This window comes from Asticcacaulis tiandongensis, assembly GCF_006475605.1.
Lineage (GTDB): Bacteria > Pseudomonadota > Alphaproteobacteria > Caulobacterales > Caulobacteraceae > Asticcacaulis > Asticcacaulis tiandongensis.
In genome coordinates this window covers 167,436-192,792 of record NZ_SSBC01000010.1, presented here as the reverse complement: position 1 = coordinate 192,792, position 25,357 = coordinate 167,436, and the positions used below count along the sequence as shown (strand labels likewise).

At 55.9% G+C, this 25,357-nt stretch carries 25 protein-coding genes and 2 tRNA genes; 13 read left to right on the top strand and 14 right to left on the bottom strand.

The window, feature by feature from the left end; genetic code table 11:
* Position 1 precedes the first annotated feature (1 nt).
* Complete coding sequence (locus E5201_RS04915; protein ID WP_140984890.1) at positions 2-637, bottom strand: hypothetical protein; 636 nt, start codon at positions 635-637, stop codon at positions 2-4.
* The gene (locus E5201_RS04910; RefSeq protein WP_140984889.1) at positions 634-1,827 is read right to left on the bottom strand and encodes an acyltransferase family protein; all 1,194 of its coding nucleotides are present in this window, start codon (positions 1,825-1,827) and stop codon (positions 634-636) included. The genes E5201_RS04915 and E5201_RS04910 overlap by 4 nt, the downstream gene beginning before the upstream one ends.
* A 270-nt stretch (positions 1,828-2,097) precedes the next feature.
* On the opposite strand from E5201_RS04910, the gene ykgO reads away from it, so the two are divergent.
* The 4 genes from ykgO (at position 2,098) to E5201_RS04890 (ending at position 4,133) form a co-directional block, all read left to right on the top strand.
* The gene (gene ykgO / locus E5201_RS04905; protein ID WP_013479043.1) at positions 2,098-2,223 is read left to right on the top strand and encodes a type B 50S ribosomal protein L36; all 126 of its coding nucleotides are present in this window, start codon (positions 2,098-2,100) and stop codon (positions 2,221-2,223) included.
* Positions 2,224-2,396: 173 nt separating this feature from the next.
* Complete coding sequence (gene gapR, locus E5201_RS04900) at positions 2,397-2,663, top strand: nucleoid-associated protein GapR (protein WP_140984888.1); 267 nt, start codon at positions 2,397-2,399, stop codon at positions 2,661-2,663.
* A gap of 79 nt (positions 2,664-2,742) precedes the next feature.
* Positions 2,743-3,120 (top strand): hypothetical protein, encoded by a 378-nt coding sequence (locus E5201_RS04895; protein WP_140984887.1) that lies wholly within the window; start codon positions 2,743-2,745, stop codon positions 3,118-3,120.
* Entirely contained in the window at positions 3,117-4,133 is a 1,017-nt protein-coding gene (locus E5201_RS04890; RefSeq protein ID WP_140984886.1) for a glycoside hydrolase family 71/99 protein, read from the top strand. Before E5201_RS04895 ends, E5201_RS04890 begins: the two co-directional genes overlap by 4 nt.
* Here E5201_RS04890 and bla read toward each other — a convergent pair.
* From bla to E5201_RS04870, 4 genes are all read right to left on the bottom strand, one after another.
* Positions 4,123-4,950, bottom strand: a complete 828-nt coding sequence (gene bla / locus E5201_RS04885) for a class A beta-lactamase (protein WP_181404544.1) — start codon at positions 4,948-4,950, stop codon at positions 4,123-4,125. The genes E5201_RS04890 and bla overlap by 11 nt on opposite strands.
* Positions 4,951-5,029: 79 nt before the next feature.
* Positions 5,030-7,153, bottom strand: coding sequence for a S9 family peptidase (locus E5201_RS04880; RefSeq protein ID WP_140984884.1), 2,124 nt, complete (start codon positions 7,151-7,153; stop codon positions 5,030-5,032).
* Positions 7,154-7,244: 91 nt separating this feature from the next.
* The gene (locus E5201_RS04875) at positions 7,245-7,805 is read right to left on the bottom strand and encodes an NADPH-dependent FMN reductase (RefSeq protein ID WP_140984883.1); all 561 of its coding nucleotides are present in this window, start codon (positions 7,803-7,805) and stop codon (positions 7,245-7,247) included.
* Between the two features lie 117 nt (positions 7,806-7,922).
* Positions 7,923-8,666: an endonuclease/exonuclease/phosphatase family protein gene (locus E5201_RS04870; protein ID WP_181404543.1), complete on the bottom strand. Its 744-nt coding sequence runs from the start codon at positions 8,664-8,666 to the stop codon at positions 7,923-7,925.
* A gap of 290 nt (positions 8,667-8,956) precedes the next feature.
* Here E5201_RS04870 and E5201_RS04865 point away from each other — a divergent pair, with 290 nt between their 5' ends.
* Entirely contained in the window at positions 8,957-9,721 is a 765-nt protein-coding gene (locus E5201_RS04865; RefSeq protein WP_140984881.1) for a pseudouridine synthase, read from the top strand.
* A gap of 121 nt (positions 9,722-9,842) precedes the next feature.
* Positions 9,843-11,105 (top strand): cation:proton antiporter, encoded by a 1,263-nt coding sequence (locus E5201_RS04860; RefSeq protein ID WP_140984880.1) that lies wholly within the window; start codon positions 9,843-9,845, stop codon positions 11,103-11,105.
* Here the strand turns inward: E5201_RS04860 and E5201_RS04855 are convergent, their stop codons facing one another.
* Entirely contained in the window at positions 11,106-12,122 is a 1,017-nt protein-coding gene (locus E5201_RS04855) for a hypothetical protein (RefSeq protein WP_140984879.1), read from the bottom strand.
* 60 nt (positions 12,123-12,182) lie between these two features.
* Complete coding sequence (locus E5201_RS04850) at positions 12,183-12,752, bottom strand: DNA-3-methyladenine glycosylase I (RefSeq protein ID WP_140984878.1); 570 nt, start codon at positions 12,750-12,752, stop codon at positions 12,183-12,185.
* A gap of 605 nt (positions 12,753-13,357) precedes the next feature.
* Between E5201_RS04850 and E5201_RS04845 the strand changes: the two genes are divergently transcribed.
* Positions 13,358-13,795 (top strand): hypothetical protein, encoded by a 438-nt coding sequence (locus E5201_RS04845; protein ID WP_140984877.1) that lies wholly within the window; start codon positions 13,358-13,360, stop codon positions 13,793-13,795.
* 142 nt (positions 13,796-13,937) lie between these two features.
* On the opposite strand, the gene E5201_RS04840 is transcribed toward E5201_RS04845, so the two are convergent.
* Together E5201_RS04840 and E5201_RS04835 are read right to left on the bottom strand one after the other, a co-directional pair.
* Positions 13,938-14,627: a LuxR C-terminal-related transcriptional regulator gene (locus E5201_RS04840; protein ID WP_140984876.1), complete on the bottom strand. Its 690-nt coding sequence runs from the start codon at positions 14,625-14,627 to the stop codon at positions 13,938-13,940.
* Position 14,628: 1 nt separating this feature from the next.
* Positions 14,629-16,794 (bottom strand): sensor histidine kinase, encoded by a 2,166-nt coding sequence (locus tag E5201_RS04835; protein WP_140984875.1) that lies wholly within the window; start codon positions 16,792-16,794, stop codon positions 14,629-14,631.
* A gap of 290 nt (positions 16,795-17,084) precedes the next feature.
* Here E5201_RS04835 and E5201_RS04830 point away from each other — a divergent pair, with 290 nt between their 5' ends.
* The 3 genes from E5201_RS04830 to E5201_RS04820 all read left to right on the top strand — a co-directional run bounded on the left by E5201_RS04830 (position 17,085) and on the right by E5201_RS04820 (position 18,058).
* Positions 17,085-17,573, top strand: a complete 489-nt coding sequence (locus E5201_RS04830) for a TIGR02300 family protein (RefSeq protein WP_140984874.1) — start codon at positions 17,085-17,087, stop codon at positions 17,571-17,573.
* 184 nt (positions 17,574-17,757) lie between these two features.
* Positions 17,758-17,833 (top strand) — tRNA-Ala (locus tag E5201_RS04825).
* 140 nt (positions 17,834-17,973) lie between these two features.
* Positions 17,974-18,058 (top strand) — tRNA-Leu (locus tag E5201_RS04820).
* A gap of 73 nt (positions 18,059-18,131) precedes the next feature.
* On the opposite strand, the gene E5201_RS04815 is transcribed toward E5201_RS04820, so the two are convergent.
* Genes E5201_RS04815 through E5201_RS04805 form a run of 3 tightly spaced genes read right to left on the bottom strand, consistent with a single transcriptional unit; the run spans position 18,132 to position 20,595 of the window.
* Positions 18,132-18,878 carry an ABC transporter ATP-binding protein gene (locus E5201_RS04815; RefSeq protein WP_181404542.1) on the bottom strand — a complete coding sequence of 249 codons (747 nt, stop codon included), beginning with the start codon at positions 18,876-18,878 and terminating at the stop codon, positions 18,132-18,134.
* Positions 18,875-19,870 carry a FecCD family ABC transporter permease gene (locus tag E5201_RS04810; protein ID WP_246050397.1) on the bottom strand — a complete coding sequence of 332 codons (996 nt, stop codon included), beginning with the start codon at positions 19,868-19,870 and terminating at the stop codon, positions 18,875-18,877. Before E5201_RS04810 ends, E5201_RS04815 begins: the two co-directional genes overlap by 4 nt.
* A 5-nt stretch (positions 19,871-19,875) precedes the next feature.
* Positions 19,876-20,595, bottom strand: a complete 720-nt coding sequence (locus E5201_RS04805; protein ID WP_181404541.1) for an ABC transporter substrate-binding protein — start codon at positions 20,593-20,595, stop codon at positions 19,876-19,878.
* Positions 20,596-20,789: 194 nt separating this feature from the next.
* On the opposite strand from E5201_RS04805, the gene E5201_RS04800 reads away from it, so the two are divergent.
* The 3 genes from E5201_RS04800 to E5201_RS04790 all read left to right on the top strand — a co-directional run bounded on the left by E5201_RS04800 (position 20,790) and on the right by E5201_RS04790 (position 24,102).
* The gene (locus E5201_RS04800) at positions 20,790-22,247 is read left to right on the top strand and encodes a glycosyltransferase family 2 protein (protein WP_181404540.1); all 1,458 of its coding nucleotides are present in this window, start codon (positions 20,790-20,792) and stop codon (positions 22,245-22,247) included.
* A 138-nt stretch (positions 22,248-22,385) separates the two neighbouring features.
* The gene (locus tag E5201_RS04795; RefSeq protein WP_140984870.1) at positions 22,386-23,318 is read left to right on the top strand and encodes an RsmD family RNA methyltransferase; all 933 of its coding nucleotides are present in this window, start codon (positions 22,386-22,388) and stop codon (positions 23,316-23,318) included.
* Positions 23,308-24,102 carry a TrmH family RNA methyltransferase gene (locus tag E5201_RS04790; protein WP_140984869.1) on the top strand — a complete coding sequence of 265 codons (795 nt, stop codon included), beginning with the start codon at positions 23,308-23,310 and terminating at the stop codon, positions 24,100-24,102. The genes E5201_RS04795 and E5201_RS04790 overlap by 11 nt, the downstream gene beginning before the upstream one ends.
* Here E5201_RS04790 and E5201_RS04785 read toward each other — a convergent pair whose 3' ends face one another.
* Entirely contained in the window at positions 24,103-25,155 is a 1,053-nt protein-coding gene (locus E5201_RS04785) for a glycoside hydrolase family 18 protein (protein WP_140984868.1), read from the bottom strand.
* Between the last annotated feature and the right edge of the window lie 202 nt (positions 25,156-25,357).

Sequence of the window (25,357 nt, the reverse complement as noted above, 5' to 3'; positions counted from 1 at the left end):
TTTACGCCTGCACTGCCTGCCGCGCCTGACGCATCATGATATAGCCGGGTACAGCCATTAATCCGAACAGGGCCGCCGAAAGGATCAGCATATATTCCGCCGTCTCGATCCGCCAGGCCAGAAGCAGCGCGGTCACAAACCACCCTCCCGCCACCAGAGCCAGCCACCCCTTACGCCGGATCATATAGGCGACATAGAGAGCCGCCCCCAAAAGCGCACACAGCACCGCCGGATAGAGCATCCATATCAGCCACATCTGGTATTTGAAGGCGACATAACCGAACACCAGATTCATGATGAGATTGGCCAGCCCTGCCCCGCCAAAGGCCGCATTGAGCGCGCGTGTCGCGACGCCGGAATGCTTCACCCGCCGGTCACGCCACATGACCACCGCTACGACGATCAGAAACAGGACGGTAGGCAGTATGCCGTTGATCAAATGGGCCATATCGCTGAAGGCATACAATCCCGCAAAATGAAGCCAGTGCACCAGACATTGCAGGCCATAGAGCACGCCCCCCGCTATCAGCACGACCCCGCCATTAAGTTGCGCGCGCGTGCCCTCCCCAACCAGAGACCGTACATAGGCGATATCCTTCAGGTTTTCGGAGACTGATGCCTGATGATTTTCGGTCATTGACCTGCCTCCTGAGACAAACCCTGTGGACGGGCGCGCCTACCATTCAACAAGCGCCCGATGATAGTATAACGCACCTGATATCTGTAACTGACAAGGGCCACAATCGCCGTGCCCGCCACCACAAGAGCGAACTTGACCAGCGCCGGCAAGGCTACCCCCATCAGCAGATACTGACCCAGCAAAACCAGTGGCAGATGCACGATATAGACCCAATAGGACGAATCGGCCGCGAACCGCCAGAAAGAACTCGGGCGTGACAGGAGACTCAGGGCCATGCCCGTAAGCCCCAGAACCCATGACCAGATCGCTACCACATAGGCCAGCGCATAGACCGGCATAGCCTTGCCTGCCACGCTTTCATAGGTCGGAACCAGACCGGCTTCCTTTAGACACCAGGCCGAACAGATCACCCCCAGCAGGACATAACCCGCCCAGCCTTGTTTCAGGTACCGCAGGCAGTCTTGCAGACGATGCAGCACCCAGCCGAAACCAAAGGCCGTGCCATAGGCCACCAGCGCCAGATTATTGGGCATCAGGCCGATATCGGGTGTCGGAATGCCGCCCCAATAGCCCCAGACCGGCGTCACCATTAACAAGGCAAACAACGGCAGCCCCAGCACCAGCGGCCCCAGATGAAAGCGTAATATGGCGGTGATCAGGCCATCCACTCCCCGTCTCAGATATTGGCCACGGTCAATAAGGGCCGCAAGCCCGCATAAAATGACCGCTGCCGCATAGAACCACAGAAGCAGATACAAAAACCACAGATGGGCCAGCGGAAAGGTCGATATAGTCAGGGGCGGTTGTGGCGGCGGCGCCTGTCCGGCCAGTTCAGGATGCGCCTTGAGGGCTGCAAAAATCAGCAGGGCCACAATTGAGGCCATAACCGGCAGCCAGAAGATCACCAGCGGCAAGCCAACCCGCTTCAGGCGATTAGTCATAAAACCTGCCGCCCCGCGCTTCTCATAGACCAGTCGCGCGAAAAAGCCCGCCAGTACAAAAAACAGGCTCATACGGAATATATGTATCAGGAAAAACACCGCCGCCATGACCGGCGACGAGGTCTCATCATTGACCACCCAGAAATGTGGCTCGGTATAGGCCAGTGCGGCATGTACGCCGATACCCAGAAACAACGCCCCTGCCCGCACAGCATCCAGCGCATGAAAACGGTTCACATCCGTCATTTTATTCTCCTGACTGAGCACACCCCGATGCTCACATATCGTCGATATATAAACAGGTTTATTTTTTAAACAAGAATAAAATATCTGGGCAAACGCATTGCCCGGCTGATTTTTGCCCCCCTCGTTTAGTGAAATGTGCAAAAACCGTTACGGCCGCGTTGACTTGCGCCAGCCTTTCCGTTAAGCACCCGCCCTCACAACGCCTGTAAGACGTGTTTCGCATGACTGACCGGGCTCAGGTTTTTTTATTTAACAAGTCAGGTTGGGACCATGAAAGTCCGTAGCTCGCTCAAGTCGCTTAAGACCCGTCACCGGGACTGCAAGATCGTGCGCCGCAAGGGCGTGGTCTATGTCATCAACAAGACCGATCCGCGCTTTAAAGCCAAGCAAGGCTAATATAGCGCGCACGTTTTGTGCGACCAATTCAAAAAGCGCTTAGAGCACCGGCTTTAAGCGCTTTTTGCATGTCATTTCATCCACAAGCTATCCCCATAAATCCGGTGGCTTGCGGATTGAGGCTCAGGCCCTGAGGCCTTATGGTTAAGCCACAGCTTTCACAGGTTTCCTTAATGTCCGAAGATTCCAATCACCCCGACGTCATCACCGCTGCCGCCCAGGGGCGTCTGCGCACCATCATCGAGCGCGTCGAGCGTCTTGAGGAAGACAAGGCCGCCATCAGCGCTGACCTCAAGGAAGTCTATGATGAAGCCAAGGGCGAAGGCTTTGACGTGAAAATCCTGCGCAAGATCGTCCGCCTGCGTAAGCAGGACAGAATCAAGCGCGAGGAAGAAGAAGCCCTGCTCGATCTTTATCTCTCGGCTATTGGCGGGCTATAGGCGTCACCTTGACGTTTTATGCAATTACCGTTTCTTATGGACGGTATGGGCACCTATCCTAATCTGAGCGGACAGACTTATGGCGTTTAGTTCAAAAACGCCACGTAAGCCCCTGCGCCAGAAAGCCCCCTTGCAGTCCAAAGCCCCCCTGCAAAGCCGTACCGCGCTAAAGGCAGCGCCCCCTACCTCTGCCGATCAGAAAAAGGCCCTGCAGAAATCAACGCTCAGGGCGCTGGAGCGGGCAAGGCTGGCGGCGGCTGAGGCCGGTGTCGATCTGTCGGAATGGGAAACCGACTTTATCGACACTGTGTCCGAGCGTGTAAAAACCTATGGCCGCGCCTTTGCCGATCCGGACAAGGGCGCGATGAATGGCACTCTGTCATTGCGTCAGGGCATAAAACTCAAGGAAATCCGCAAAAAAGCGAAAGGCCATACAATGAAAGGCAAGGGCACATGAACCGCCGACATCTGCTGGCCGCCCTGTGCGCCCTGCCCTTTATTGGCCCCGTATTCGACCGCGCCCTTGCCCAGAGCCGTCGCAAGGAGATTCTGGCTTTCTATTATGGCTGGTATGCGACCCCCGATATCAGCGGCAGCTATCAGCACTGGCTCAATCCCGACCTTAAGGCGCGTACGCTTGAGGAATCGCCGGACTATCCAGCATCAGGCCTGTATGACAGCCTTGATCCAAAGGTCATGCAGCGCCATGCCGATGAGGCCAAAAGAGCCGGTCTGACGGGGCTTATCTGCTCGTGGTGGGGACAAAACGATCACACGGACAAACAGTTAGGCCCGTTTCTTAAAGTGCTGGCCGCACAGGGCTTAACGGCTACCGCCTATATTGAGCGGGCCGAAACCGTAGAGATGCTGGTCGAAGATATCGCCTATCTGCATAAACGCTATGCCGATCATCCCGCCTGGCTGAAGGTCGATGGGCGACCGGTGCTTTTTCTGTTTGATCGGGTGATCCAGACCATAGGCCTTGAAGGGTGGCAAAAGGCGCGTGAGGCGGTCAGATCGCAATTGGGTGAAGCCTTTTACTTTGCGGGAACGGCCAACACGCTTGAGGAAATAGAAGAACGCACGCCGCATTATGACATTCTGCATATCTACTCCATCCAATTCGAAGCCGCTGAATGGCGCCTGAGCCGCAGCCTGTGGCGCGGACGGTTTTACAAAAACTGGGTTGAGGCACAAAAAAACCCGCCTCTGGTGCGCACCACCGCCACCCTATTACCGGCCTTCGATGATCGCGAACTGGGGCGCGGCAAAAAACGCCCCGTCGTGCCACGCGATAATGGCGAAACCCTTGCGAAATTCTGGCTGGCAGCAATTGACGCCAGACCTGATTGGGTATTGCTGGTATCCTTCAACGAATGGCATGAGGACAGCCAGATTGAACCGTCCGACACCTATGGGGAACGGGATATGCTGATTAACGCCAAAATGGCCAGACAGTTTATGCCTTAAGACGCAACTTTTTGAATATGTAAGTGGTCAGATTGGCAATGACCGCATTATGCTGCTCAGCCGTCAGGGTGCCTCCCGTCGTATAGATGCTGAGGAATAACGGACCATATTTCGGCATACGAATGATGGCCACATCATTGACCGCGCCATTGGCTCCGCGTCCGGTTTTATCGGCAACAACGGCATTTTCAGGCGCCCCCGCATGGATCATCGCCTTACCGGTCTGGGATTCGCGCATCCAGTTCTCAATTCGTCTTGTATGGCTGCGACTTAGTGACTCACCTGTGAAGACACGCTGCATCAGTTGGGACATCGCTTCCGGCGTAGTCGTGTCGCGTTCGTCGCCCGACAGATTACTGTTGAGTTCCGTTTCATAGCGATCAAGGCGTGTGACCGTGTCTCCATTATCCCGACAGAACTGCGTCACAGCCTCAGGGCCACCGATCTGCCTCAGCAAAAGATTAGCCGCCACATTGTCGCTATGGACCAATATGGCGTGACAAAGCTGCTCAACCGTAAGCCTGCCATCCGCGAGATATTTTTCGGTGACCGGCGCGTGCGGCACCAGATCAGCCTTACCGAAACTAATCATCTGATCAAGCCCAAGGCGGTTCTGTTGCACCTCACGCAGGACAGTCGCCGCCAGCATCCATTTAAAGGTCGAACACAGGGCAAAGCGATGATAATCACGGTAACCGGCGAACAGCGAGCGACCGGCAATGTGTACCCCGATTGTCAGCCCCGTCTCTTCCTCAATTTTAGAAATCTCGGGAAACACTTCTGGTAAACAGGCACAGCCTGTGGATGGTAGCGCCAATAGTGACAGTCCCCCCACCCCAGCAGCTATACCCGCTGTGGTTAGCCCTCCGATCATCATCCCCCTGCGTGAGACCATCTTACTGGCCCGCCTCTGTATGTTCCTTAAGCCAGTCAAACACCGTCTGGTGCCATTTCAGCGAATTATGCGGCTTGAGCACCCAGTGATTTTCATCGGGAAAGCGCAGCATCCTTGATTTGACGCCGTTCATCTGAAGGGCGGTAAAGGTGCCTATCCCCTGTTCCGGCATGACTCGGAAATCATTGTCAGAATGGATAACCAGCATCGGCACCGACCAGTCCTTGGCATGCAGTGCCGGATTGAATTTATCGTAGTTTTCGGCGTGATTATAAACGTCCCCGCCGTTCTCCCACTCAGAGAACCACAGTTCCTCAGTGGCATAGCCCATGCCGCGCGTATCAAACACGCCATTATGGTTGACCAGACACTTCCACGGGTCTTTCCACTGGCTGGCGATCCAGTTGACCATATAGCCGCCATAGGAACCACCCAGCGCACAGGCCCGATCCGCATCAAGGAACGGATAGGCCTTAAGTGCGTGGGCATAGCCTTTTTGCAGGTCCTCAAGCGGCCGATCGCCCCAGTGCTGTGTAATCGAATCGGTAAAGGCCTGCCCGTAGCCGGTTGAGCCGTGGAAATCGATCATCACCACAGCAAAGCCTTCACCGGCATAGGTCGCAGGATTCCAGCGATAGGACCATGAATCCGAAAACGACCCTTGCGGCCCGCCATGGATCAGGAAGGCTATAGGGTACTTTTTCCCCTCAATAAAGTTTGCCGGTTTGATGACATAGCCATAGACGGTTTCATCGTTCCAGCCTTTGAAGCTGAACTGCTCATAGGCGCCAAAGGTGCGGTTATGCAGGACGTCATTATTGATCTGCGTCATGGCCTGAGGTTCATGATCTATGAACATATCGCGTGGGGCCTGACGATAAAGCTGCGCCGGACGGTTCAGGCTGTTCTTCAGGAAAACAAAGCCGTCATCTTTCTGCGCAAAAGCATCGATGCGACCTGAGGCTGACAGTGGCGTTACCGTTTGCGTCGCCACATCAATACGGAACAGCCGCGTAATGCCGACATCTTGCGCGATGACAAACAGGCTCTGACCATCTTCTGACCACTCAAGGCTATCGGCCGAGCGATCCCAGTCGGCGGCAATACGGCGGGTTTCACCGCTTACGAGGTCTTTGAGATAGATGCCAAACTGATCGGCCTCAAACCCCGGACGCTTCATGGCGCGATAGGCCAGTGTCCGCCCATCCGGCGATACCACCGCGCCGGTATCCCACGCCTTATTGGCTTCGGTCAGATTGGTCAGATGCACCGCCCGCAACAGGTTCGGATTAAAGGCAATGTCTTGCGGATGCACCAGATCGATCTGGTAAATGTCGAAATTGGTCGAACGCGGCTCATCCTGTCCGGCCACGCGGCCTGAGAAAAATACTCTGCGCCCGTCAGGTGAAAAACTATACTCACTTTCGTCGCCGAACGGTTTTGACGGCACATCCCCATCAAAACCACCAGTCAGGGCCAGAGGCTCACCACCGGCAAATGAGATATAAAACAGATGGTTGCGCGTGCCATCTTTCCATTCATCCCAATGGCGTACAAACAGACGATCATAGATCACGCCGCTGGTTTTTGATGCTTTTTGCTCAGCCTCACGCCGCAAGGTGCAGCCGATTTCCCCTTCAGGATCGGTATGGCATTCCGGAAATACCGAAAGAGACACAATCAGGCCCTTCGCGTCCGGCGACAGCTTATATGACCCTACCCCCAGTGGCAGATCGGTAACCTGCGTGGCCTTTGTGCCTTTGAGGTCGGTTTTCCACACCTGCACCGACCCTGAGCGGGCAGAAAGAAAATACAGCGCCCCATCCCTCCCCCATTGCGGCGCAAAGGCACCGCCGTCGGATATCGCCAGACGGTATTCAACGGTTTGCGGATGATCGACATCCTTAACCCACAGTGACGTTACGCCCCTGTTGGCCTCAAGGTCGGTGGCCCGCACCTGAAACGCCGCATAACGACCGGTGGCATCAAGCGTCAGGCCGGACATCCGGTCAAGCGACACCATGTCCTGATAGGTGAAGGGCTTAAGCGGTTCGGCCTGTGCCAGCGGCGTCAGAAGAACCGTCGCCAGACAGGCGGCTTTGAACGACAAGACAAAGGGCTTCATATCCATTCCTGATCCGCTAAAAAACAAAGGGCATCACCCTTACGGAGAATGCCCTATTTAGCCTTGATTTTGTAAGCCCTGTCGAGCGCCTTTAGGCCGCCTGACGTACCCTGATTTCAGCCTTAAGCCGTTCGAGGCTCTCAGCGATAAATGTCAGATTGGCTTCGTCTGTGAAACGCCCATCAGTTATTTTCTTATCTACCGCGGCAATAATGACCTCGGCGCCCCCAAGCGGATAGGCACCAATAGCCGCAAGCGTGCTGCGAATTGGCGATTGCGCCCGCACGCCGCCGGTCGAACCGGGCGAAGTCGTAATAATCAGTATCGGTTTACCAACCACTGCGGCCTTGCCATAGGGACGTGACAGCCAGTCGATGATGTTTTTAATCACACCCGACATGGTGTAATTATATTCCGGGCTGGCAATGATCAGGGCATCGGCAGCCGCAACCTGATCGCGCAGGGTCTGTATGGCAGGCAATACCGGCTCAACATCGATGTCCTGATTATACAGGGGAATTTCGCTGATGTCGGCCACTTCGACTTTAAGGCCGTCATAATCGGTAGCCGCCAGCGTATTCAAAAGTGCCGTATTAAACGAGGCCTTACGCAGGGAACCGGTAATCGCCAGAATTTTATAAGGGGCAGACATAATAACTCCACACAAACTGTACTCAATAAAGATACAGTATTGTGTGTTCGCACCCGCAAAATCAATGGGTAGATAACAAAAAATATTGCTTCAAACTGAACCGCCTTAAGGTCCTTATCACTTATCAACCGATCGGCCTGAGAGTTCTATGTGCGTCAGGATCGGATAATGATCAGAACCTATGTCGCCTAATATGCGGGTTTTGCCTTTCGGAATATTTTTAATGAACGCATGATCAATCTGCGTCGCCAGAGGCCAGAACTTCGTTGGCCAGGTGTAGCCCCAGCCTGACGGCGACAGCGATTTTATGTTGTTTCCGGCCAGGGGCTGCAAGGCATGAGACCAGAGGCTGGCATTAAAATCGCCTGTGATCAGAACGGGCTTCTGGCTTTGAGCCGTCAGGGCCACGAGGGTTTGCATATATAGCTGATTATCGAGCGCAAACTTACTGTTCAGAGGCGGTATAGGATGAACCGCAAGCAACACATAATGCTCAAACTCGGCATAGACCAACGGTAACTGCAACGCGCCTACATAATGAGTCTGCGCCTTGAATGGCTGATCGGCATATATGGCCATACCGAAAAGATCGTTGCGCGGCTCTAAGTGGCGGTAGGGAAAATCAGCCTCGGCCAATTTAATACCGGTAATCCAGTTGGAATCGGCTTCCGCCAGCACGACCACATGCGGCGCTTCGGCTTCAACGACCTGCCGCAAGCCATCATAATCCGTGTTGTTTTGATTTACGTTGGCAAAGAGGACAGTGCGGGAAACCAGAGCCTGATCCGCTCGTGCCTCTTGTGATGGCGTCGGGTAAAAGGTCGCTATTCGCCCGCCCATAGCCATCAGATTCAAGATCATGATGATTGCGGATAAGGTCAAAGCCGGTTTTGACTTCAGCCACCACCCAAGTGGCAGCATCAAAACAGCCCATATGAGCGCCTGTGGCCTGAAGGGCGTGAATAGATCAAAGAACCACCACTGGGATGCCGCAAAGCCTACAAGGGTGCAAAAGAGCACTACCCACAGGCTCAAAACTATAGTTTGAGATAATAACCGCCGCATGCCCCCTCACCCTTATTCTCTGCCGCCGCTTTTATCGTGGCAGAACGGATTGATTTTGGCTAGGGAGGGGTGCAGGAGTTTTACCCATGTCCCTTACCCGCACCTATGACGGCGACGAACCGCAACGCATCAACAAATGGCTGGCGCAGACCGGCGTCTGTTCGCGGCGTGAAGCCGATACCCTGATTGCCGAAGGTTTCGTGACCATTGACGGCGAAGTGGTGAAAGATGCCGGTCGCAAGATCGAAAAAGGACAGACCCTGACGCTTGAGGAAGATGGCGGCACCAAACTGACGGTCATCTATAATAAGCCTCTGGGCATTGTCTCCGGTCAGCCCGAAGCCGGTGAAACCCCCGCCGTGCGCATGATCCGCCGCCCCAATCACTACGGGCAACTGACTCAGTGGCCCGACCAGCATTCACGACTAGCCCCTGTCGGTAGGCTGGATAAGGACTCGCACGGACTTCTGATCCTGTCTGAAGACGGGGTGATCGCCAAGGCCATCATCGGCCCCAACAGTGAGCTTGAAAAAGAATATATTGTACGTGTGCGCGGCCCGATCTTTGAGGCTAAGCTGAAATGGCTCAGGCACGGGCTGGAACTTGACGGCCGCAAGCTCAGGCCCGCAGGCGTCGAACAGATTGGCGAGCAGACGCTGAAATTCATCCTGACCGAAGGCCGCAATCGCCAGATCCGGCGCATGTGCGATATGTGCGAACTGCGGGTTATTGACCTTTATCGCCACCGCATCGGCCCCATTCATATCGGCGATCTGCCCGAAGGTCAGTGGCGTCTGATCAGCGACACTGAGCGTACTTCCCTGATTTCCGGCACCAAACCAGACCGGTAACCTTTTCGTTCCCTGAGAGGCATTAGCTTGCCTGACGCCCCCTTTCATGCCAAGCCTGCTGTCAAAAAATAATGCCACCAGACTAATCGGTGAGTAACTGACTGTATTTTTGGGGAATTCGATGCAAATCGCGGATTTGGGCGTACTTTTTTTCATCCAGATGTTCGTTATTCTGGCGTGTTGCCGGTTAATCGGCTGGGGTCTGAACAAATATCTGGGGCAACCACAGGTCATCGGTGAGATGATTGCCGGTGTGTTGCTGGGGCCATCACTGTTTGGCCTTTTACTGCCTGATCTTCAGGCTGCCCTGTTCCCCACTGAGTCCCGGCCCATACTTTATGTGATATCGCAATTCGGCATCGGCCTGTTCATGTTTATCGTCGGCATGGGGTTTCATACTGACCATTTCAAAAGCAACACCAAAAGTGCTTTTACCATCTCGCTGTCCGGTATTATCGCGCCGTTTATTATCGCCTTTGCGATTACGCCCCTGCTGTTCAAGGTGCCGGGACTGTTTTCAGAAAACATTACACTCTATCAGGCAAGTCTGTTCCTCGGGGCCTGTATTGCCATCACCGCCTTTCCGGTTCTGGCGCGCATAATTCACGAAAAGAAACTGCAAAACACGCGTATCGGCACGCTCACCCTGTCATCAGCCGCCATTGATGACGCCGGTGCCTGGTGCGTGGTCGCTCTGGTTCTGGCGACCATGGGCGAAGGCGCAGGCGTGGCCATTAAGGCCGTGGCCGGCGGCGCAGCCTTTGTCGCCTTCATGATCCTTTTGGGGCCAAAGATTATGGCGCCTCTGGCAAAGATAGTCGAACGCGAAGGTCAGATGACACCTCTGGTGCTGTCCTTCATGCTGATGCTGTTTATGCTCAGTGCCTACGCCATGGATGTGGCAGGTCTGCATGCGGTGTTTGGCGGGTTTATACTTGGAACTGTCGTACCACGCGGCAAGCTGACCGAAGAATTAAAGCGTGCGCTTGAGCCCTTCGCCATTCTGGTGCTGGTGCCTATTTTCTTCACCTATTCGGGACTTCACACGCAGTTAAATATCATCGGTTCGCCCCAGATGATGCTGATCGCGATGGGGGTTCTGGTCGCCTGTGTGCTGGCCAAGGGCGGGGCCTGTTATCTGGCAGCCAGACTGACCGGCGAAGATAACAAGACCGCCTTAAGCGTCGGCACATTGATGAACGCGCGCGGCCTGACCGAGCTGATCATCATCAATATCGGTCTGCAAAAGGGCATCATACAGCCCGGCCTGTTCACGGTTCTGGTCATCATGGCCATTGTCACGACCCTGATGACCTCGCCGGTGTTCGACCTGATCAACCGCAAGCGCATCCCGATTAAGGACGCCGTCGAGACGAACGTCTGATCAGCGCCCTAAGCGTTCATAGGTCTCAAGCGTGGTGCGGTAACTCGTCAGGGTTTGCCGCGCCAGTTGCTCGTGATCAGGCTGATATTGCGGCAGGAAGAAATAAGCCCCCGCAGGCTGGTTGCCGATTTTTTCAATAAAGACCTCCAGCCCCTCAACCTGACGACGCAGCATGGCGGTTTGGGACGCCGCGTCAACACGCGTCCCCGCAGCGGTCTGCGTCAGGCGCTGCACATCCCACCAGCCAAAGGGCAATTCAGGGTCGATCTGACGTGCTTTTTCATACAGACGCTGCGCTTGCGCTTCATCCGGCGCATTGCGGCCCGCAACAACCAAAAGCGTGGCATCCTTCTGGCGCTCCCCCAAAAGCTCTGCTTGTTTAATGAGATCATTGCGCCCTTTGGTTTCCCGGCCGGTGGCAAAATAAAGCTCCGCCGCATCCAGTTTTTTGGGTGCAAATTTTGCGTACATTTCCTCAAGGGCCGCATGGGCCTTTGACTGATCGCGGTGAATATTGGTGTATATCCACGCATTGGCAAAATAGTCTTCAGCCGTTTTCGGATTAGCTCTGATTTTCTGGGAGCGGGTGATGTCGCCGAGACCCGACACTTCATGGCCGATCTCACCAACCCCTTTTTCTATCAGGCCCAGCCTCTCGCCTACAGTTTCCGTGGCCGTCTGCCCCTGACCGATCAGCATCAGTACACCGAAGGTGATCACCGCAAACAGGCTGAAACGCAGGGTGTCGCATGCCTTGCAATGCGCCCGTTCCGCCACAGCCTCTTCGGTCAACGGCTTTTGCCCGAAGACCTTTTGCAGACAGAAAAAGGCAAACACCGCCGCTGCCAGCAGAAAAAGCACCGCCAGCAGATTAGGATTAAGAATACTGGTAAAAAAGCCCGCCAGATCACCCGCCAGACCAATGGCCCCGCCTATGAGCGCAAATACGCCCGTCTGATGGGCCGAGATATTTTTCGGCCAGATAATATATCGCAAAGATTTGAGTTTGATCGCCATGTTTTCCCCTCCACATCCCTGGACAGGGAAAACCAAAAACGGCTTAAGGTCAAATCCTGACTAAACGCTACAGCGGAAGCAGGTCTGCACATGGTCATCGACCATGCCCACAGCCTGCATATAGGCATAGATAATCGTCGATCCGACAAAGCTCATGCCACGTTTTTTCAGGTCTTTGGACAGGGCATCCGATTCCGGCGTGGAAGCGGGTACGTCTTTCTGGGTCGCCGGCCGGTTGATTTTCGGCTTACCACCGACAAAGCGCCACACATAGGCGTCGAATGACCCGAATTCTTTTTGAATGTTCAGGAAGGCAACAGCGTTTTTCCTGACCGACCAGATTTTCAGGCGGTTACGGATAATGCCGCTGTCGGACATCAGGGCTTCAAGCGCGTCATCGGTCATGGCCGCGCACTTGAGCGGATCAAAATTATGAAAGGCCTGTTTGTAATTATCGCGGCGTTTGAGGATGGTTTCCCAACTCAAACCCGCCTGCGCCCCCTCAAGAATCAGCATCTCAAACAAAAGCCGGTCATCGTGAACCGGCACACCCCATTCATGGTCGTGATAATGGATATAATGCGGTTTGTCCTCATTTACCCACCCGCAACGTGAAACCAGCCCCTTCATTATATCGCCTCACCTCTGAAAAACGCGCCACATCTAGCCGTTAAAGCCACCGAAACCTGTCAGTAAGGCTGATTTCCCACGCTGATTGTCTATAATTTCGAACACATTGTGGGCCATTTTTATCATTTCCTTATGCCTGCTCACACTGCATGAAATCAGCCCTTTTGGCCTCAGTTCACTTGCAATGCTCACTGCCGTAACGCCGATTTTGCAAATCATACGCAGGCAACCATTCGGGTTTGTCTCCGCATGGCCACACTAATGCGACCACTTTCATCATCAAAGGCGTTACTTCACGCCACAGGTCACACAATCGTGTCCTGAATGCCTCAGCGCATATGCCTCTGGAAAAATCGCCCCCTACGTAATCACGGGAGCGCCTCAGGTTACCGCTGCGGAAATAAGGCCGAAACGTGTTTTACGCCGCTCCCCGTCTCGGGTGCAGGGCTTATGGATCGTTTCCTTATCCAGGCTTTTCTAACCTGATCTCAACAAGGCGATCCTGGCCCGAAACGGCCAGACAATAATCCGGATCACCTCTGTTCCCAATTTCATGGGGTTTCGCTGAAGCCTCTCCCTCCATTCAAGGACTAAAGGAACATATTATGAAAACCCAGGTATCAAAGATTGCTATCGTATCTGCTTTTGGTGCGGCTCTGGCTTTTGGCCCGGCCATGGCTCAGGACGCGACCACCGATGCGGCGACCCCCGCTATGCCGGGCGCTGAAGCCACGACGCCAGCCCCTGCTCCCGAAGCTCAGGCCAGCGATGCCGTGAGCGTCACCGGCACCGTAGCCGCCGTAGAAGCCAATGGCGCCTATACCGTCACCGTGCCGACACAATCAGGCTCTGTGCGTGACATCGCTGTTGACGCTTCCGCCGTCTCCGCGGCTGAAACTCTCGCAGTCGGTGACGAAGTGACTATTGTTGGTACACTCGATGCCGAACAAACCAAGCTGACGGCCTCTTCGATCACCAAGGCAGCTGCTGAAGATGCGGCTCCAGCTGCCCCAGCCGCTCCGGCTGAACAACCTGCGGAATAAGGCATACTGATCTTATAATCTGAGATTATGCCTGAACAAAAGCGCTCTTCAGACCCTGTCCGAAGGGCGCTTTTTCGCACCTCCCAGTCTTCCGCACCTCCCAGTCTTCCGTGCCCCCCAGTCTTCCGTGCCCCCCAGTCTGTCAGGCCAATCCGCGCTGAACGGCAGCCAGAGTGGCTTCAGCACGCGATGAGATGTTTAGTTTCTGATAGATGGTTTTGACATATGAAGCCACGGTCTGGCTTTTCAGGTCAAGATTTCGGGCAATTTCGTTGATCGTCAGGCCCCTTGCCAGCAAGGTCAGGGTCTCGGTTTCACGGCTGGTGAGGTTAACAGTAGTGCCGATGGTGCCTGCCGGACGCGCTTTCTGATGGAAATAGGTCAGAAGGCGTCTGGCCACCGAAGGCGAAAGCGGCGGCTCGCCCAGTTCGATACGTCTGAGGTAATTCAGAAAACGGGCCTTATCCTGATCCTTCAGCAAGTAACCTTTCGCCCCAGCTGAGATAGCTTCAAACAGGTGTGTATCATCATCATATATGCTTGAGACGACACTGAGGGTTTCCGGAAATTCCTGTGTCAAACGATAGATCAGGCTGATCCCCGAACCATCCGGCAACCCCAGATCGATCAGGGCCAGCCATAGGGCCTCTGGGCTACGCCTGTATCGGTCAAGCCATTGATTAGCCTCGCGGCGGTTCGCGGCTTCGATAATCTCCGCATCCGGATAGGCCTCGCCTATCAGCGCACGCAGCCATTCACGGGTAGCGACCTGATCCTCCACCAGCAAACACACCCTGCGCGCGTCACTGCCTGCCATCGGCCCAACCGACATGTTACACTCTCCCCGTTTGCGACGGCACGACTATGAGCGGAAGCCTGAGGGAAAAACAGACGCCCCCTTCTGACTGCCCCCCTTCTGACTTAATGGCGACGGTACCCCCGGCATCGGCAAAGCGCTGACGTATCCCCCTAAGGCCCTGCCCCGTACCATCCGCCAGCTGACTGTCAGGCATAAGCCCCCGGCCATTATCGGCCCATTCGAGATAAAGCGTATCATGGGTGTGTTCCACACGCACCGTCACCTGCGTCGCCGCAGAATGGCGGATTGTATTCGAGACAATCTCCCTGAGGCCTGACAACAGGGCCTTTTGCCCCTGCGGGCCGATCAGGCTCGGCTCATCCGGCCACCCGTCCCACACAAACCCGATATCGGCAGCCTCAAGACGTTCGGCAGCCTCATGACGGGCCGAAGCCAGTATGTTCTCAAGCGGTGCCGGTACCGCCAGCATGGCCGTCGAAATGGCACGAATATCGGCCAAGGCCGCCTGAAATATGGGCCGTGTCCGCTCGTCAGCCACCACAAGACCGGACAGCAGGCGCGCCCCGACATCGTCATGCAGGTCCTGCGCCACCTTGCGCCGCTCTTCAGTCGCCCCGCGCTCATAGGCCTCACGGCTCGAAATGGCGCGGCTGACCAGTTCAAGCACATGCTTCATGAAGCGCAGGTGGGCAGGCGTAAACAACCCTACGCCATATCGCGGCCGCGACAGGCTTAAGGCCTGCCCCTCAATGAGCGATGGCAAACGCATGACTTGCCCCTCACTGAGCATCTCCACTTCGGACAGGTGTAAAGGCACGATCTCAAGCTGTCGCGGCTGAAACAGGCTTTGGATCAGGCCCGACCAACGCTCGGCACGGGCTTCGGGAGACGGCGCATAGACAATCTCAAACACCGATGCAAACAAGGCCTGATCATCCGGCTGCTTCATGCGCACAAAGCGTCGCCACATATAGTCTCGCAGGGGCAGGTAACCGAAGGCGGTCAAAAGCACGGCAAAGGTCATGGCCGGTGCCTGCTCCATGTGGGCGACATAGACCAGCCCCGCATCCACCATGACGAAAACGACCGCCGCCACAACAAAGAACAGGGCACGAAAGGCCCAGTCTGAAATCTCGAACAGACGGAAACGGCTGACAGCAAAGGCCAGCCCCATATAGATCAGGAGAAAACTGAGAAAGGCATAGGCCTCAGGCATGGCCGACAGATCACCTGAGGCGGCATAGAGGGTGACAATAACCACCCAAAGACAGGTGCCGACCCCTATCGACATCCCAAGCCACAAAAGCGCAGCCCTGTGGGACGGTTCATGACGCGTAACATAGGCCTGAAGGGCCAGCAGACACAGGATACCAAGGGTTTCAATGCCATGAATAGCGTAGCTGCCGCCGGGGATGCCCAGCAGGCGCAACTGATCGGCGGCAAAGAGCGGCACAAAGCTGGCCAGCATGACCCATGCCCAGAACGGCCTGACCAGTGACTTGGGGTAGATCAGCAGCAGGGCCAGAATGGAAGAACCAAAAAGCTGTGCACCGGCGTGGTTGAGACTCATAAGCGATCTGAACCACTCCCCCTCTATCGCCAGAGGCCGCGCCCCGTATACAGCCAGCGGCAGGGCCGACATGGCCAGCCCCAGCGCATTGATAAACAGAAGCTGCGTGGCTTGGGCGCCGGGCTTAAGCGCCCAGACCGTACCGCCGATAAAGAACACCAGAATGCCCGTTAGAAACGGTGCCCAGAAGGCGGGGGGCAATTGCGTCAGGGAGCGCGAGCCTGCCATCAGATTAACCGGTTCGCCGTCGACGATGATCTTCAAATCACCGGCATTCAGCATACGCTGATAGATGTCCTGACGCTCGATGAACCGGTCATAGGCGGCATAATCGGGTAAGGTATCCGGCTCATGCACCAGATCAGTCGTTTCTGGCACCAGACTGAGACCCGCACCGGATATCAGGCTGACCGTACCGGCATATGCCTCACTGCGGGTATGAACCGCACCCTCATCAACATAAAAAACCCCGCCGGTCGTGCGCAGGCCCAAAGCCCCCCACAGGGTAAGACCAATAATAAACACCCCCAATAAAGCCACAATCCAGAGAGCGGCGTTATGCAGGTTGATCGCAGTTGTTTTACGCTCTGCCTGAACAGCGAAAGTCACCTGATTACTCTTGCCTGAATGTCTTGGTTTACCGGCAGGCCCGCCCCACCCCTTTTACATCTGAAAGAATAGCCCTAAATCGGCGATTTTGCCAAACGACAAATCTTAGGGCACATCAGATAAAATCAAGCGCCTATGGCCTCTGACAGGGTGCTTTTCAGGCTGCCAAAGCACCGAACACGATAAATTTCCTGCCGATTGTGCAATTGGGGTTTTGACAGGAGGCCTTTCTGGTGGCAAGGGAGCCAAAGCAAATACATTTTTCACCGAATTTCCAACGAGGACGATCCGTGGCTGACCCCGCCTTAGGCACCAAGCAGATTTGCCCGAACTGCACGGCAAAATTTTATGATTTGATGAAGCGTCCCGCACATTGCCCGAAATGTGCCTTTGAATTCGACCCCGAAGAAGCCCTGCGCACCCGCCGCACACGCGTGCGTCCTGTCGCACCTGATGAATATAGCGACGACGATACCGAAGATCAGGTCAAGGGTAAGGCTTCAGGTGATGAGGACGAAGACGACGAACCCGAAGTCACCGCACCGGAAATCGACGAAGTGGTCGCCGATGATCCGGTTCTGATCGACGAGGACGATGACGACCTTGATCCGGCTGATCCGGCCCGCGTCACCCCCGACAGCGTCGATATGGATATCGAAGATGCTGATCTGGTGGATGATGCCGACGACGACGACGTCCCCTTCCTTGAAGACGATGACGACGATAGCTTCGACGAAGAAATCGACGGCCTTCCCGGTGAAGGCGACGACGACAACTAATCTGAACAAAGGCCGCAGCATCCGCTGCGGTCTTTTTTTGCGTCCTTTCAACGGTGACAGCACCGTTCTTCACGGACCTGTGAAAAACTCGGGAAAAGGATGAAAAAGGGCTTGCAAGTCAATTTGGGCTGCACTAGAAGTCGCCACCTCAGGACGACACAAGGTTCTGATCCATCGAAAAGATGGGGCTATAGCTCAGTTGGTAGAGCGCTTGAATGGCATTCAAGAGGTCAGCGGTTCGACTCCGCTTAGCTCCACCATTTTCCAGTTTTCTCTGAAAATATGCAAAATGGTGCGCCGGATTTAGGTCCGCAGCTATCCACACATGTCCTGTATCCGCCCAGCGGTTTGCGCTTGCGCGCCCCATCAAAACCCATTAACACAACAGCTTCTGACACAGGCCCCTGTGGTGGAATTGGTAGACGCGCCGGATTCAAAATCCGGTACCGAGAGGTGTGTCGGTTCGAGTCCGACCGGGGGCACCATATCCTGAAATTAGATAAATACTCAGCGGCTTACAAAATGTTTGTAAGCCCGGATAGGCCGACGAATTGCAGCCTACCCCAGCCCCACCGGCTCGGCATCAACCCAAAGATGCCCCTCGTGTAACACACCCGACAAACCAAACACCTCACGCAGCACCTCAGGACCGATGACCGCCTCAGGTGCACCTTGCACCACAAGATGCCCGTGATTCAGCACCAGAACCTCGTCACACATCTGCACCGCCAGTCCCAGATCATGCAGACTGACGACCACCGTATGCCCGTCTGCCGCCAGTTGTTTTAACAACCGCAGCACCTGCCTTTGCCAGGCCGGATCAAGTGCCGCCAGAGGTTCATCAAGCAGCATAACCGGACACTGCGTCGCCATAAGCCGCGCCAGCAGCACCCGCGCCCTCTGCCCGCCCGACAGATTAAACACGCCTGTTTCTGCATGCCCGCCCAGGCCGACCCGCTCAAGCATGGCCTCAGCCAGCGCCGCCCGCTCACTCACCGCCCGCCCCATCAACCCCAGTTCGACGATCTCGCGCGCGCTCAGGTTCCACGCCACCATGCGTTCCTGCGGCAGGTAGCCGGTCTTTGCCGCCCGCTCAGACAGTGGCATATCCCCCAGAGAGGCGTCGGCAATGCGGATGTCGCCCTCATAGGGCAAAAGCCCCGCCAACGCTTTCAGAAGCGTCGTCTTGCCCGACCCGTTAGGACCGATCACCCCATAAAGCTTACCGCTATCAAGCCGCGTCGTCAGCCGGTCAACCGCCAGAGTTTGGCCGATCCGTACCGAGACCGAATTTACATCAATCATTGATTTCCTCCGACCCAGACCCGTGCGCTTTTCCATGCCAGCAGCACAAACAACGGTGCCCCCACCAGTGAGGTCAGGACGCCCAGCCGGATGTCATTTGATGTCGGCAACAGCCGGATAGCGCTGTCGGCCATAAGCACCATGAACCCGCCTGCAAAGGCCGATGGCCAGATCAGACTGTAGGGGTCTTTGACGCCTAACGCCCGCACAAAATGCGGTGCTGCTAATCCGACAAAGCCGACCACACCGGCCACAGCCACCGAAAGTCCAGCCAGCACACTGATGCACACCACCGACATGGCCGCCACGCGCCTGAGGTTAACCCCCATCGACCGGGCGGTTTCCTCCCCAAGCGTCAGAAGGCGCAACCCCTTCCCCAATGCCGGTATCATCAGCGCAGCTACCCCAAGGCCAAGCACCGCCAGTCCCGCATCGGCCCAGCTGCGGTTTTCGACAGAACCCATCATCCAGCCCAATATTTCCGCCGTCGTCACCGGAGACGGCGACAGATTGAACACCAGCGCCATCAGGGCCCCGCACAGGCTCGATAACCCGACCCCCAGCAATATCAGGGTCTGCCGGTCAGGAAAGCGGGCAACGAACCCCAGAATAATCAGCGACACCAGACCTGAAAACAACAGGGCCGATACCTCCACCGCCCAGGGCGTCAGCCCCAGCCCCAGTACAATGGCGATCGCCGCCCCAAGCCCCGCCCCGGCCGATACGCCCATAATACCGGGCTCGGCCAGAGGATTACGGAAATAGCCCTGCGCAATCGCCCCCGCCACACCCAGCATGGCCCCCACCCCAAAGGCGCAGAGATTGCGTGGTAACCTAATCTGCCAGATAATCTGTCCGGCGATACTCTCAGGTTGCGACATCGCCTGCGTATAATCGGCCCACCCCAGTGACACGTCCCCCAGCGTCAGCAGCCCCATCAGGCTCAACAGGGTCAGCAGGCCAAACACGGCCATTATCAGTTTTGAATTCATACGGATCATTTCAACTGACTCGCCATGCCTTTAAGTTCAAACGCGCCATACCACGCCGAGCAGGCAAGTACAGCCGAAGGCACGGTAATCTGCTTGCCCGCCGCCTTCGCCGTCTCCAGTTTTTTGCGTACCAGAGGATGCCGCCCCGGCACACGCCGCATGGCATAGGCATCCGCATAAAACCCGAGCGCGTAGACATCTGCCGATTGCCGGATAAATACCTCAGGCGACAGATAATGATAACTCGCCTGCTCTGAGGCCATCGTAAAGCCAAGGGTTTTGAAAATCTCGCCCACCCATGTCTCCGGCCCCGCCGACCAGGCCGAGGGCGTATAATAGAGGACACGTCGTCCCTTTCCTGTCGCCTCAGCCCCTTTAAGCGCCTTTTGCATGGCCTGACGTTGCGACCGACCGGCTTGCGGCACCCCCAGCATTTCTCCGACGCGCACGACCTCATCACCTGCCTGAGAAAAGTCAGACACCTCATTGATCTGTATTATTTTTATACCCCGCGCCTCAAGACCGGACAGAAGCTTAAGATCGCCGCCCCATGTCCGTATCACCGCATCGGGTTTAAGCATCAGAAGCGTTTCAAGACTAAGCGGCCTTTGCGGCACCCCTGCCGCGCGCTGTTGAAAATAGGAGTCCGTATGACGCGAACGCTTCGAAATTCCCAGCAGATTTTCACGTGGCAACAGGCCCAGCGCATACTGATCCGCACACATATCAAGCGACACAACCTTTAACGGCGCAACAGAAGCAGGCGCGCCGAAACCGAAGGCGAAAATTGCAAAACACACGCATAAAGGGAAATTAATCCGCATCAACACTACCGGCAATTGGTTACCCTCAACACACGCATGTGCTTAATAAATTGTTAACACACCCCTAACGGGAACAGATGCAGGCAGGGGGGAACATGCCACATTCATCTACGCTGTACATAGCTGATTTCCGCCAGAAATGGCTGAATGGCGTTACGGCCCCCTTACGACCCGCTGTCACACCTGAGATAGCTGCCCTTGCACGGGCCTTCAGCGCCCGCTCCTGCCTGTCTGTCTGGCAGGTTGTGTTTCTGAGTACGGGCCTCCTAACCGGTATAGTCTGCACATATCTGTGGCCCTATACGGTTGCCACCTGCCTCTACTGGCTGTTTTTCAGCGGCTTTATGCTATCTGCGCTCATCCGTCTTTTCGCCAGCCTCATACCGGTCGCCCGGGCCAAACCGCCTAGCGTTAATCGCGCTTCCAACGAAAATTTGCCGTCCTATAGCGTGATCGTCGCCATGTATAAGGAAGCGCGTATCGCCACCCAGCTGATTACCGCGCTGAACCGCCTTGATTATCCCCGCGACCGGCTTGAGGTTTTGTTTGCTCTCGAAGACGATGACACCGAAACCATCCGCGCCTTTGAACAGGCCCTGTCCGGCCGTCCCGAACTCCGGCACATGCGCATTATCCGCGTCCCCGACGGCACGCCGCGCACCAAGCCCCGCGCCTTAAACCATGCCCTGATCCACGCCACTGGCGACCTGACGGTGATCTATGACGCCGAGGACATGCCTGACCCGCAACAGCTTATGACCGCCGCCCGCACCTTTGCCGAAGGCCCGTCACATCTGGCCTGCCTTCAGGCCCCGTTGCGCCCCCTGCACAGAAACAATTTCATATCCCGACATTTTGCCGCCGAATATGCCGTGCAGTTTGAAGTCATCCTGCCCGCCATGCACCGGTTGGGCCTGCCGTTCCCGTTGGGTGGCACCAGCAACCACTTCAAAACCGATATATTGCGCCGGATCGGGGCATGGGATGCCTTCAATGTCACCGAAGATGCCGATCTTGGCCTGCGGCTCACCCAATATGGCTACACAAGCGGCCTGATCCCTACACCTACCTACGAAAGCCCGCCTGAAAATGTGCGCACATGGATTCCGCAACGCACCCGCTGGATCAAGGGCTATATGCAAACCATCGGCGTCCATACACGCCTGCATACCGCCTTCAGGTTTAAGGTCTGGCTGGGTCTGGCCCTGAGCATCGGCCTGAGCGTGCTTTCGGCCCTGTGCTACGCGCCCTTTACCAGCCTGATCCTGACCACGGCCCTGATCAACCTGTTGCAGCCTGAGGCCATCACCCTACTGTGGCCGGACAAGCTACTCTTCATCGTCGGCATAATTTCGGCGCTCACGGCACTGGCCATAGGCACACGGCGTGCACGCGCGGTTTTCACCTTAACCGATATGCTGACCCTGCCCGCCTACTGGTCGCTGCAATCGATCGCTTGTTTGCATGCCCTGTGGCAACTGATCGTCTGCCCGTTCCACTGGGACAAGACCGAACACGCGCCTGTATTAGCGCCCGCTGAAACAACCCGCTGATTGACGCCATAGGCCGCTTGCGGCGAGAGCGTTTTCCCAATAAGTGGCTTCACTTATTGGGTAAGAAAGAGCGAAAAAATAAAAAGTTAGAGCAAATTTCCGATTCAATTTGAACGGAATTTGCTCTATGTGCGAAACATGAGCGTTTCAGATCATCCCATCACCCTACGCACCCTGCCCTGGCGGGATTACGCCCTGATCGATTCAGGCAATGGCCGCAAGCTTGAACGCTACGGCGACTATCTGGTCGTACGCCCTGAGCCACAATGCTGGTGGCAGCCGAAATATCCCGCCCTGTGGGATAAGGCCGACGCGATTTTCGACGCAGAAAACGAAGACGAAGACGGTGGACGCTGGGCCTTTTCGCGCCGCCCCGAAGAGCAGTGGGTATTGGGTTACGACCGCGTAAAATTCTACGGGCGCTTTACCTCCTTCCGTCATCTGGCTTTTTTCCCCGAGCAGGCGGCCAACTGGGGCTGGCAAAAATCAATCATTGAAAAACGCGACGACCAGCCGCACGTGCTGAACCTGTTTGGCTATACAGGCGTTGCCAGTCTGGTCTGCGCGTCAGCCGGTGCGCGGGTCACCCATGTCGATGCCTCAAAAAAATCCGTGGCCTGGGCGCGCGAAAATGCCGTCCTTTCGGGCATGGAAGACGCGCCCATTCGCTGGATCGTTGAGGACGCGCGCAAATATGTGCAACGTGAAGTCAAGCGCGGCAATAAATATGACGGCATCATCCTCGATCCGCCGAAATATGGCCGTGGCCCGACCGGCGAAGTGTGGCGTCTGTTTGAAGATCTGCCAGAACTTCTGAGCCTTTGCGCACAGCTTCTGTCCGATAAGGCCGCCTTCTTCCTGCTCAACGCCTATGCCGCCCGCGTCTCAGGCCCCGCCCTCGCGCACCTGATGGCCGAAAGCGTACCGGCAAAACTCGGGGGCCATATCGACTACGGCGAACTGACCCTGATGGAAGACGCAAAGACACCTAAAGGTGCCAAACCGACCGACATTGCCCCGCGTGAAATCGGCCTGTCCTTCTTTGCGCGCTGGAGGGCTCATGTCGATTAAACAGATCACCTCCCTGACCAATCAGACCATCAAGGACATACGCGCCCTGCATATGCGCAAAGAACGCGAAGCGACCAAAACCTTCCTGTCTGAAGGTCTGAAAATCGTTGTCGATGCCCTTGAACAAGGCTTTGTGCCGCGCATCCTGATCTATGGCAAGGACGCCGACCGCCACCCGCTGCTTGAGCGCGCCATTGCCGACACCCTTAAGGCAGACGGTCAGGTCTTAGAGGTAACCCGCGAAATCCTAGAGAAAATTTCGCGAAAGGATAACCCCCAGATGGTTCTGGCGGTCTTTGATCAGGTCATCTACAGACTAGGCGACATCGACCCGCAAACCAACCCTGTATGGGTGGCACTGGAACAGGTACGCGACCCGGGCAATCTGGGGACTATTATCCGCACTGCCGATGCCGCTGGTATTGGCGGCGTGATCCTGATTGGTGATTGTGTTGATCCGTTTTCCGTCGAAACCGTGCGCGCCACCATGGGGTCTGTCTTTGCCCTGCCTATCGTCAAATGTACGCGTGAAGAATTTCTGTCTGACCGCGCGCGCTGGACAGGTTCGGTTGTCGGCACCCTTCTGACCGCGACCCACAGTCATCGCTCAGCCCCTTATCAGCGCCCGACCCTTATCGTCATGGGCACCGAGCAATCCGGCCTGACACCGGAAATCGCCGCCACCTGCGACACCAATGTCAAGATTCCCATGCGTGGCAAGGCCGACAGTCTCAACCTTTCGGTCGCCACCGGCATCATGATCTATGCGGCCTGCGGCGACTGATTAAGCGCAGTTTGCGGCCGGTATCACCTGATTGATCGCACTTAGCAAACTATACGCCTCATCGGCATGATCCGCGGTTACTTCAAACAGCATGATCCCTGCCATGCCGCGTTCAAGGATCAATTGCGCCTTGGCGCGGGCCAGTTCCGGCGTCTCGAAGAAAACATGCGCCATGCGCCCCTTGTTCAGCGGCACTTTCTTTGCGTGGGCCTGCACCACCAGATCGCTGTAATCATGATGGCGGACGTCTTTCTTCTTGCCGTCAACAAACTCGATGCCATAGGCCGGCATACCAACGGTCAGCTTTTCCGGCACAAATCCCCGCTCTGTGACATAATCCAGCGCCCGCTTAAACGTCTTTAAATCCGCATGATGCCCTATCGGCGATGCCTCCCAGGCGCCTGTAAAATCATAGGCCATCAGCACGACATAGTCGGCATGATCCTGCAGGGCACTCAAGTACTGGTCGCCTACCCACGATCCGGCAAACACATCGACACTGAGAATCAGCGGGCGCGGCAAGGCTTCACGCAACGCCTGCATCAGGGCCACAAGCCGCTGGCTTTCCTCAGGGTCATTGCCCCCCTTGTTCTTCGCGTTCTGATAGGTCCAGTATTCCCAGTCAATATCCACCCCATCAAACCCGTTGGCCTTCACATAGGCCGCCAGATTTTCAATAAATTTCGCCTGAAGTTCAGGGTCACGCGTCAGGGATAGAAACGCCCGGCTCCCCTCACCACTGCCGCCGACCGATAATATGACCTTCCTGCCCTTGCTATGCGCCGTCTCGACAATCGCCGTGGCCGCTTCAAGGCCTTCTGTAACCAGACTTCCGTCTTGCGCCGGATAAGCCGAGGCAATGGCCAGATGGGTGAACCTGTCCCACGGCAGGGTTTCCGGCGGATGTGATGCAAATTTCCATACCGGATAGACGGCAATGACAGGCTTGCAGGCTTTGCTGACAGCAGGTTCCGCCGCCCCCTGACAGCCGGTCATTAGAACCGCCGCCCCACTCAAAGCCCCGCAGGTAAATCCGCGCCGCGATACAGGCATATTCGCCCCCCTGAGATAACTCCACTATGTCTAACAGAGCCTCGTCAGAAACCTAATTAAACTCCTGAAAGGTCTTCGATGTGCATGGGCCAGCCCCACTCCTTCTCCTCCCTATGCGATAGCATGGGGAGGTGGCGGCGAAGCCGTCGGAGGGGTATCTTTTCTTCGTGTTGCTAATCAAAACCCTCCTGTCATCTGGCTA

Coding starts and splice junctions, on each gene's coding strand:
- gapR (WP_140984888.1), top strand. CDS start 2,397: ATGTCCGAAGATTCCAATCACCCCGACGTCATCACCGCTGCCGCCCAG.
- E5201_RS04855 (WP_140984879.1), bottom strand. CDS start 12,122: ATGGCGATCAAACTCAAATCTTTGCGATATATTATCTGGCCGAAAAAT.
- E5201_RS04790 (WP_140984869.1), top strand. CDS start 23,308: ATGTCGATTAAACAGATCACCTCCCTGACCAATCAGACCATCAAGGAC.
- E5201_RS04800 (WP_181404540.1), top strand. CDS start 20,790: ATGCCACATTCATCTACGCTGTACATAGCTGATTTCCGCCAGAAATGG.
- E5201_RS04895 (WP_140984887.1), top strand. CDS start 2,743: ATGGCGTTTAGTTCAAAAACGCCACGTAAGCCCCTGCGCCAGAAAGCC.
- E5201_RS04805 (WP_181404541.1), bottom strand. CDS start 20,595: ATGTGTGCGGATCAGTATGCGCTGGGCCTGTTGCCACGTGAAAATCTG.
- E5201_RS04795 (WP_140984870.1), top strand. CDS start 22,386: ATGAGCGTTTCAGATCATCCCATCACCCTACGCACCCTGCCCTGGCGG.
- E5201_RS04810 (WP_246050397.1), bottom strand. CDS start 19,870: ATGAATTCAAAACTGATAATGGCCGTGTTTGGCCTGCTGACCCTGTTG.
- E5201_RS04890 (WP_140984886.1), top strand. CDS start 3,117: ATGAACCGCCGACATCTGCTGGCCGCCCTGTGCGCCCTGCCCTTTATT.
- E5201_RS04860 (WP_140984880.1), top strand. CDS start 9,843: ATGCAAATCGCGGATTTGGGCGTACTTTTTTTCATCCAGATGTTCGTT.
- E5201_RS04875 (WP_140984883.1), bottom strand. CDS start 7,805: ATGTCTGCCCCTTATAAAATTCTGGCGATTACCGGTTCCCTGCGTAAG.
- E5201_RS04785 (WP_140984868.1), bottom strand. CDS start 25,155: ATGCCTGTATCGCGGCGCGGATTTACCTGCGGGGCTTTGAGTGGGGCG.
- E5201_RS04915 (WP_140984890.1), bottom strand. CDS start 637: ATGACCGAAAATCATCAGGCATCAGTCTCCGAAAACCTGAAGGATATC.
- E5201_RS04865 (WP_140984881.1), top strand. CDS start 8,957: ATGTCCCTTACCCGCACCTATGACGGCGACGAACCGCAACGCATCAAC.
- E5201_RS04850 (WP_140984878.1), bottom strand. CDS start 12,752: ATGAAGGGGCTGGTTTCACGTTGCGGGTGGGTAAATGAGGACAAACCG.
- E5201_RS04845 (WP_140984877.1), top strand. CDS start 13,358: ATGAAAACCCAGGTATCAAAGATTGCTATCGTATCTGCTTTTGGTGCG.
- ykgO (WP_013479043.1), top strand. CDS start 2,098: ATGAAAGTCCGTAGCTCGCTCAAGTCGCTTAAGACCCGTCACCGGGAC.
- E5201_RS04840 (WP_140984876.1), bottom strand. CDS start 14,627: ATGTCGGTTGGGCCGATGGCAGGCAGTGACGCGCGCAGGGTGTGTTTG.
- E5201_RS04880 (WP_140984884.1), bottom strand. CDS start 7,153: ATGAAGCCCTTTGTCTTGTCGTTCAAAGCCGCCTGTCTGGCGACGGTT.
- E5201_RS04815 (WP_181404542.1), bottom strand. CDS start 18,878: ATGATTGATGTAAATTCGGTCTCGGTACGGATCGGCCAAACTCTGGCG.
- E5201_RS04870 (WP_181404543.1), bottom strand. CDS start 8,666: ATGATCTTGAATCTGATGGCTATGGGCGGGCGAATAGCGACCTTTTAC.
- E5201_RS04910 (WP_140984889.1), bottom strand. CDS start 1,827: ATGACGGATGTGAACCGTTTTCATGCGCTGGATGCTGTGCGGGCAGGG.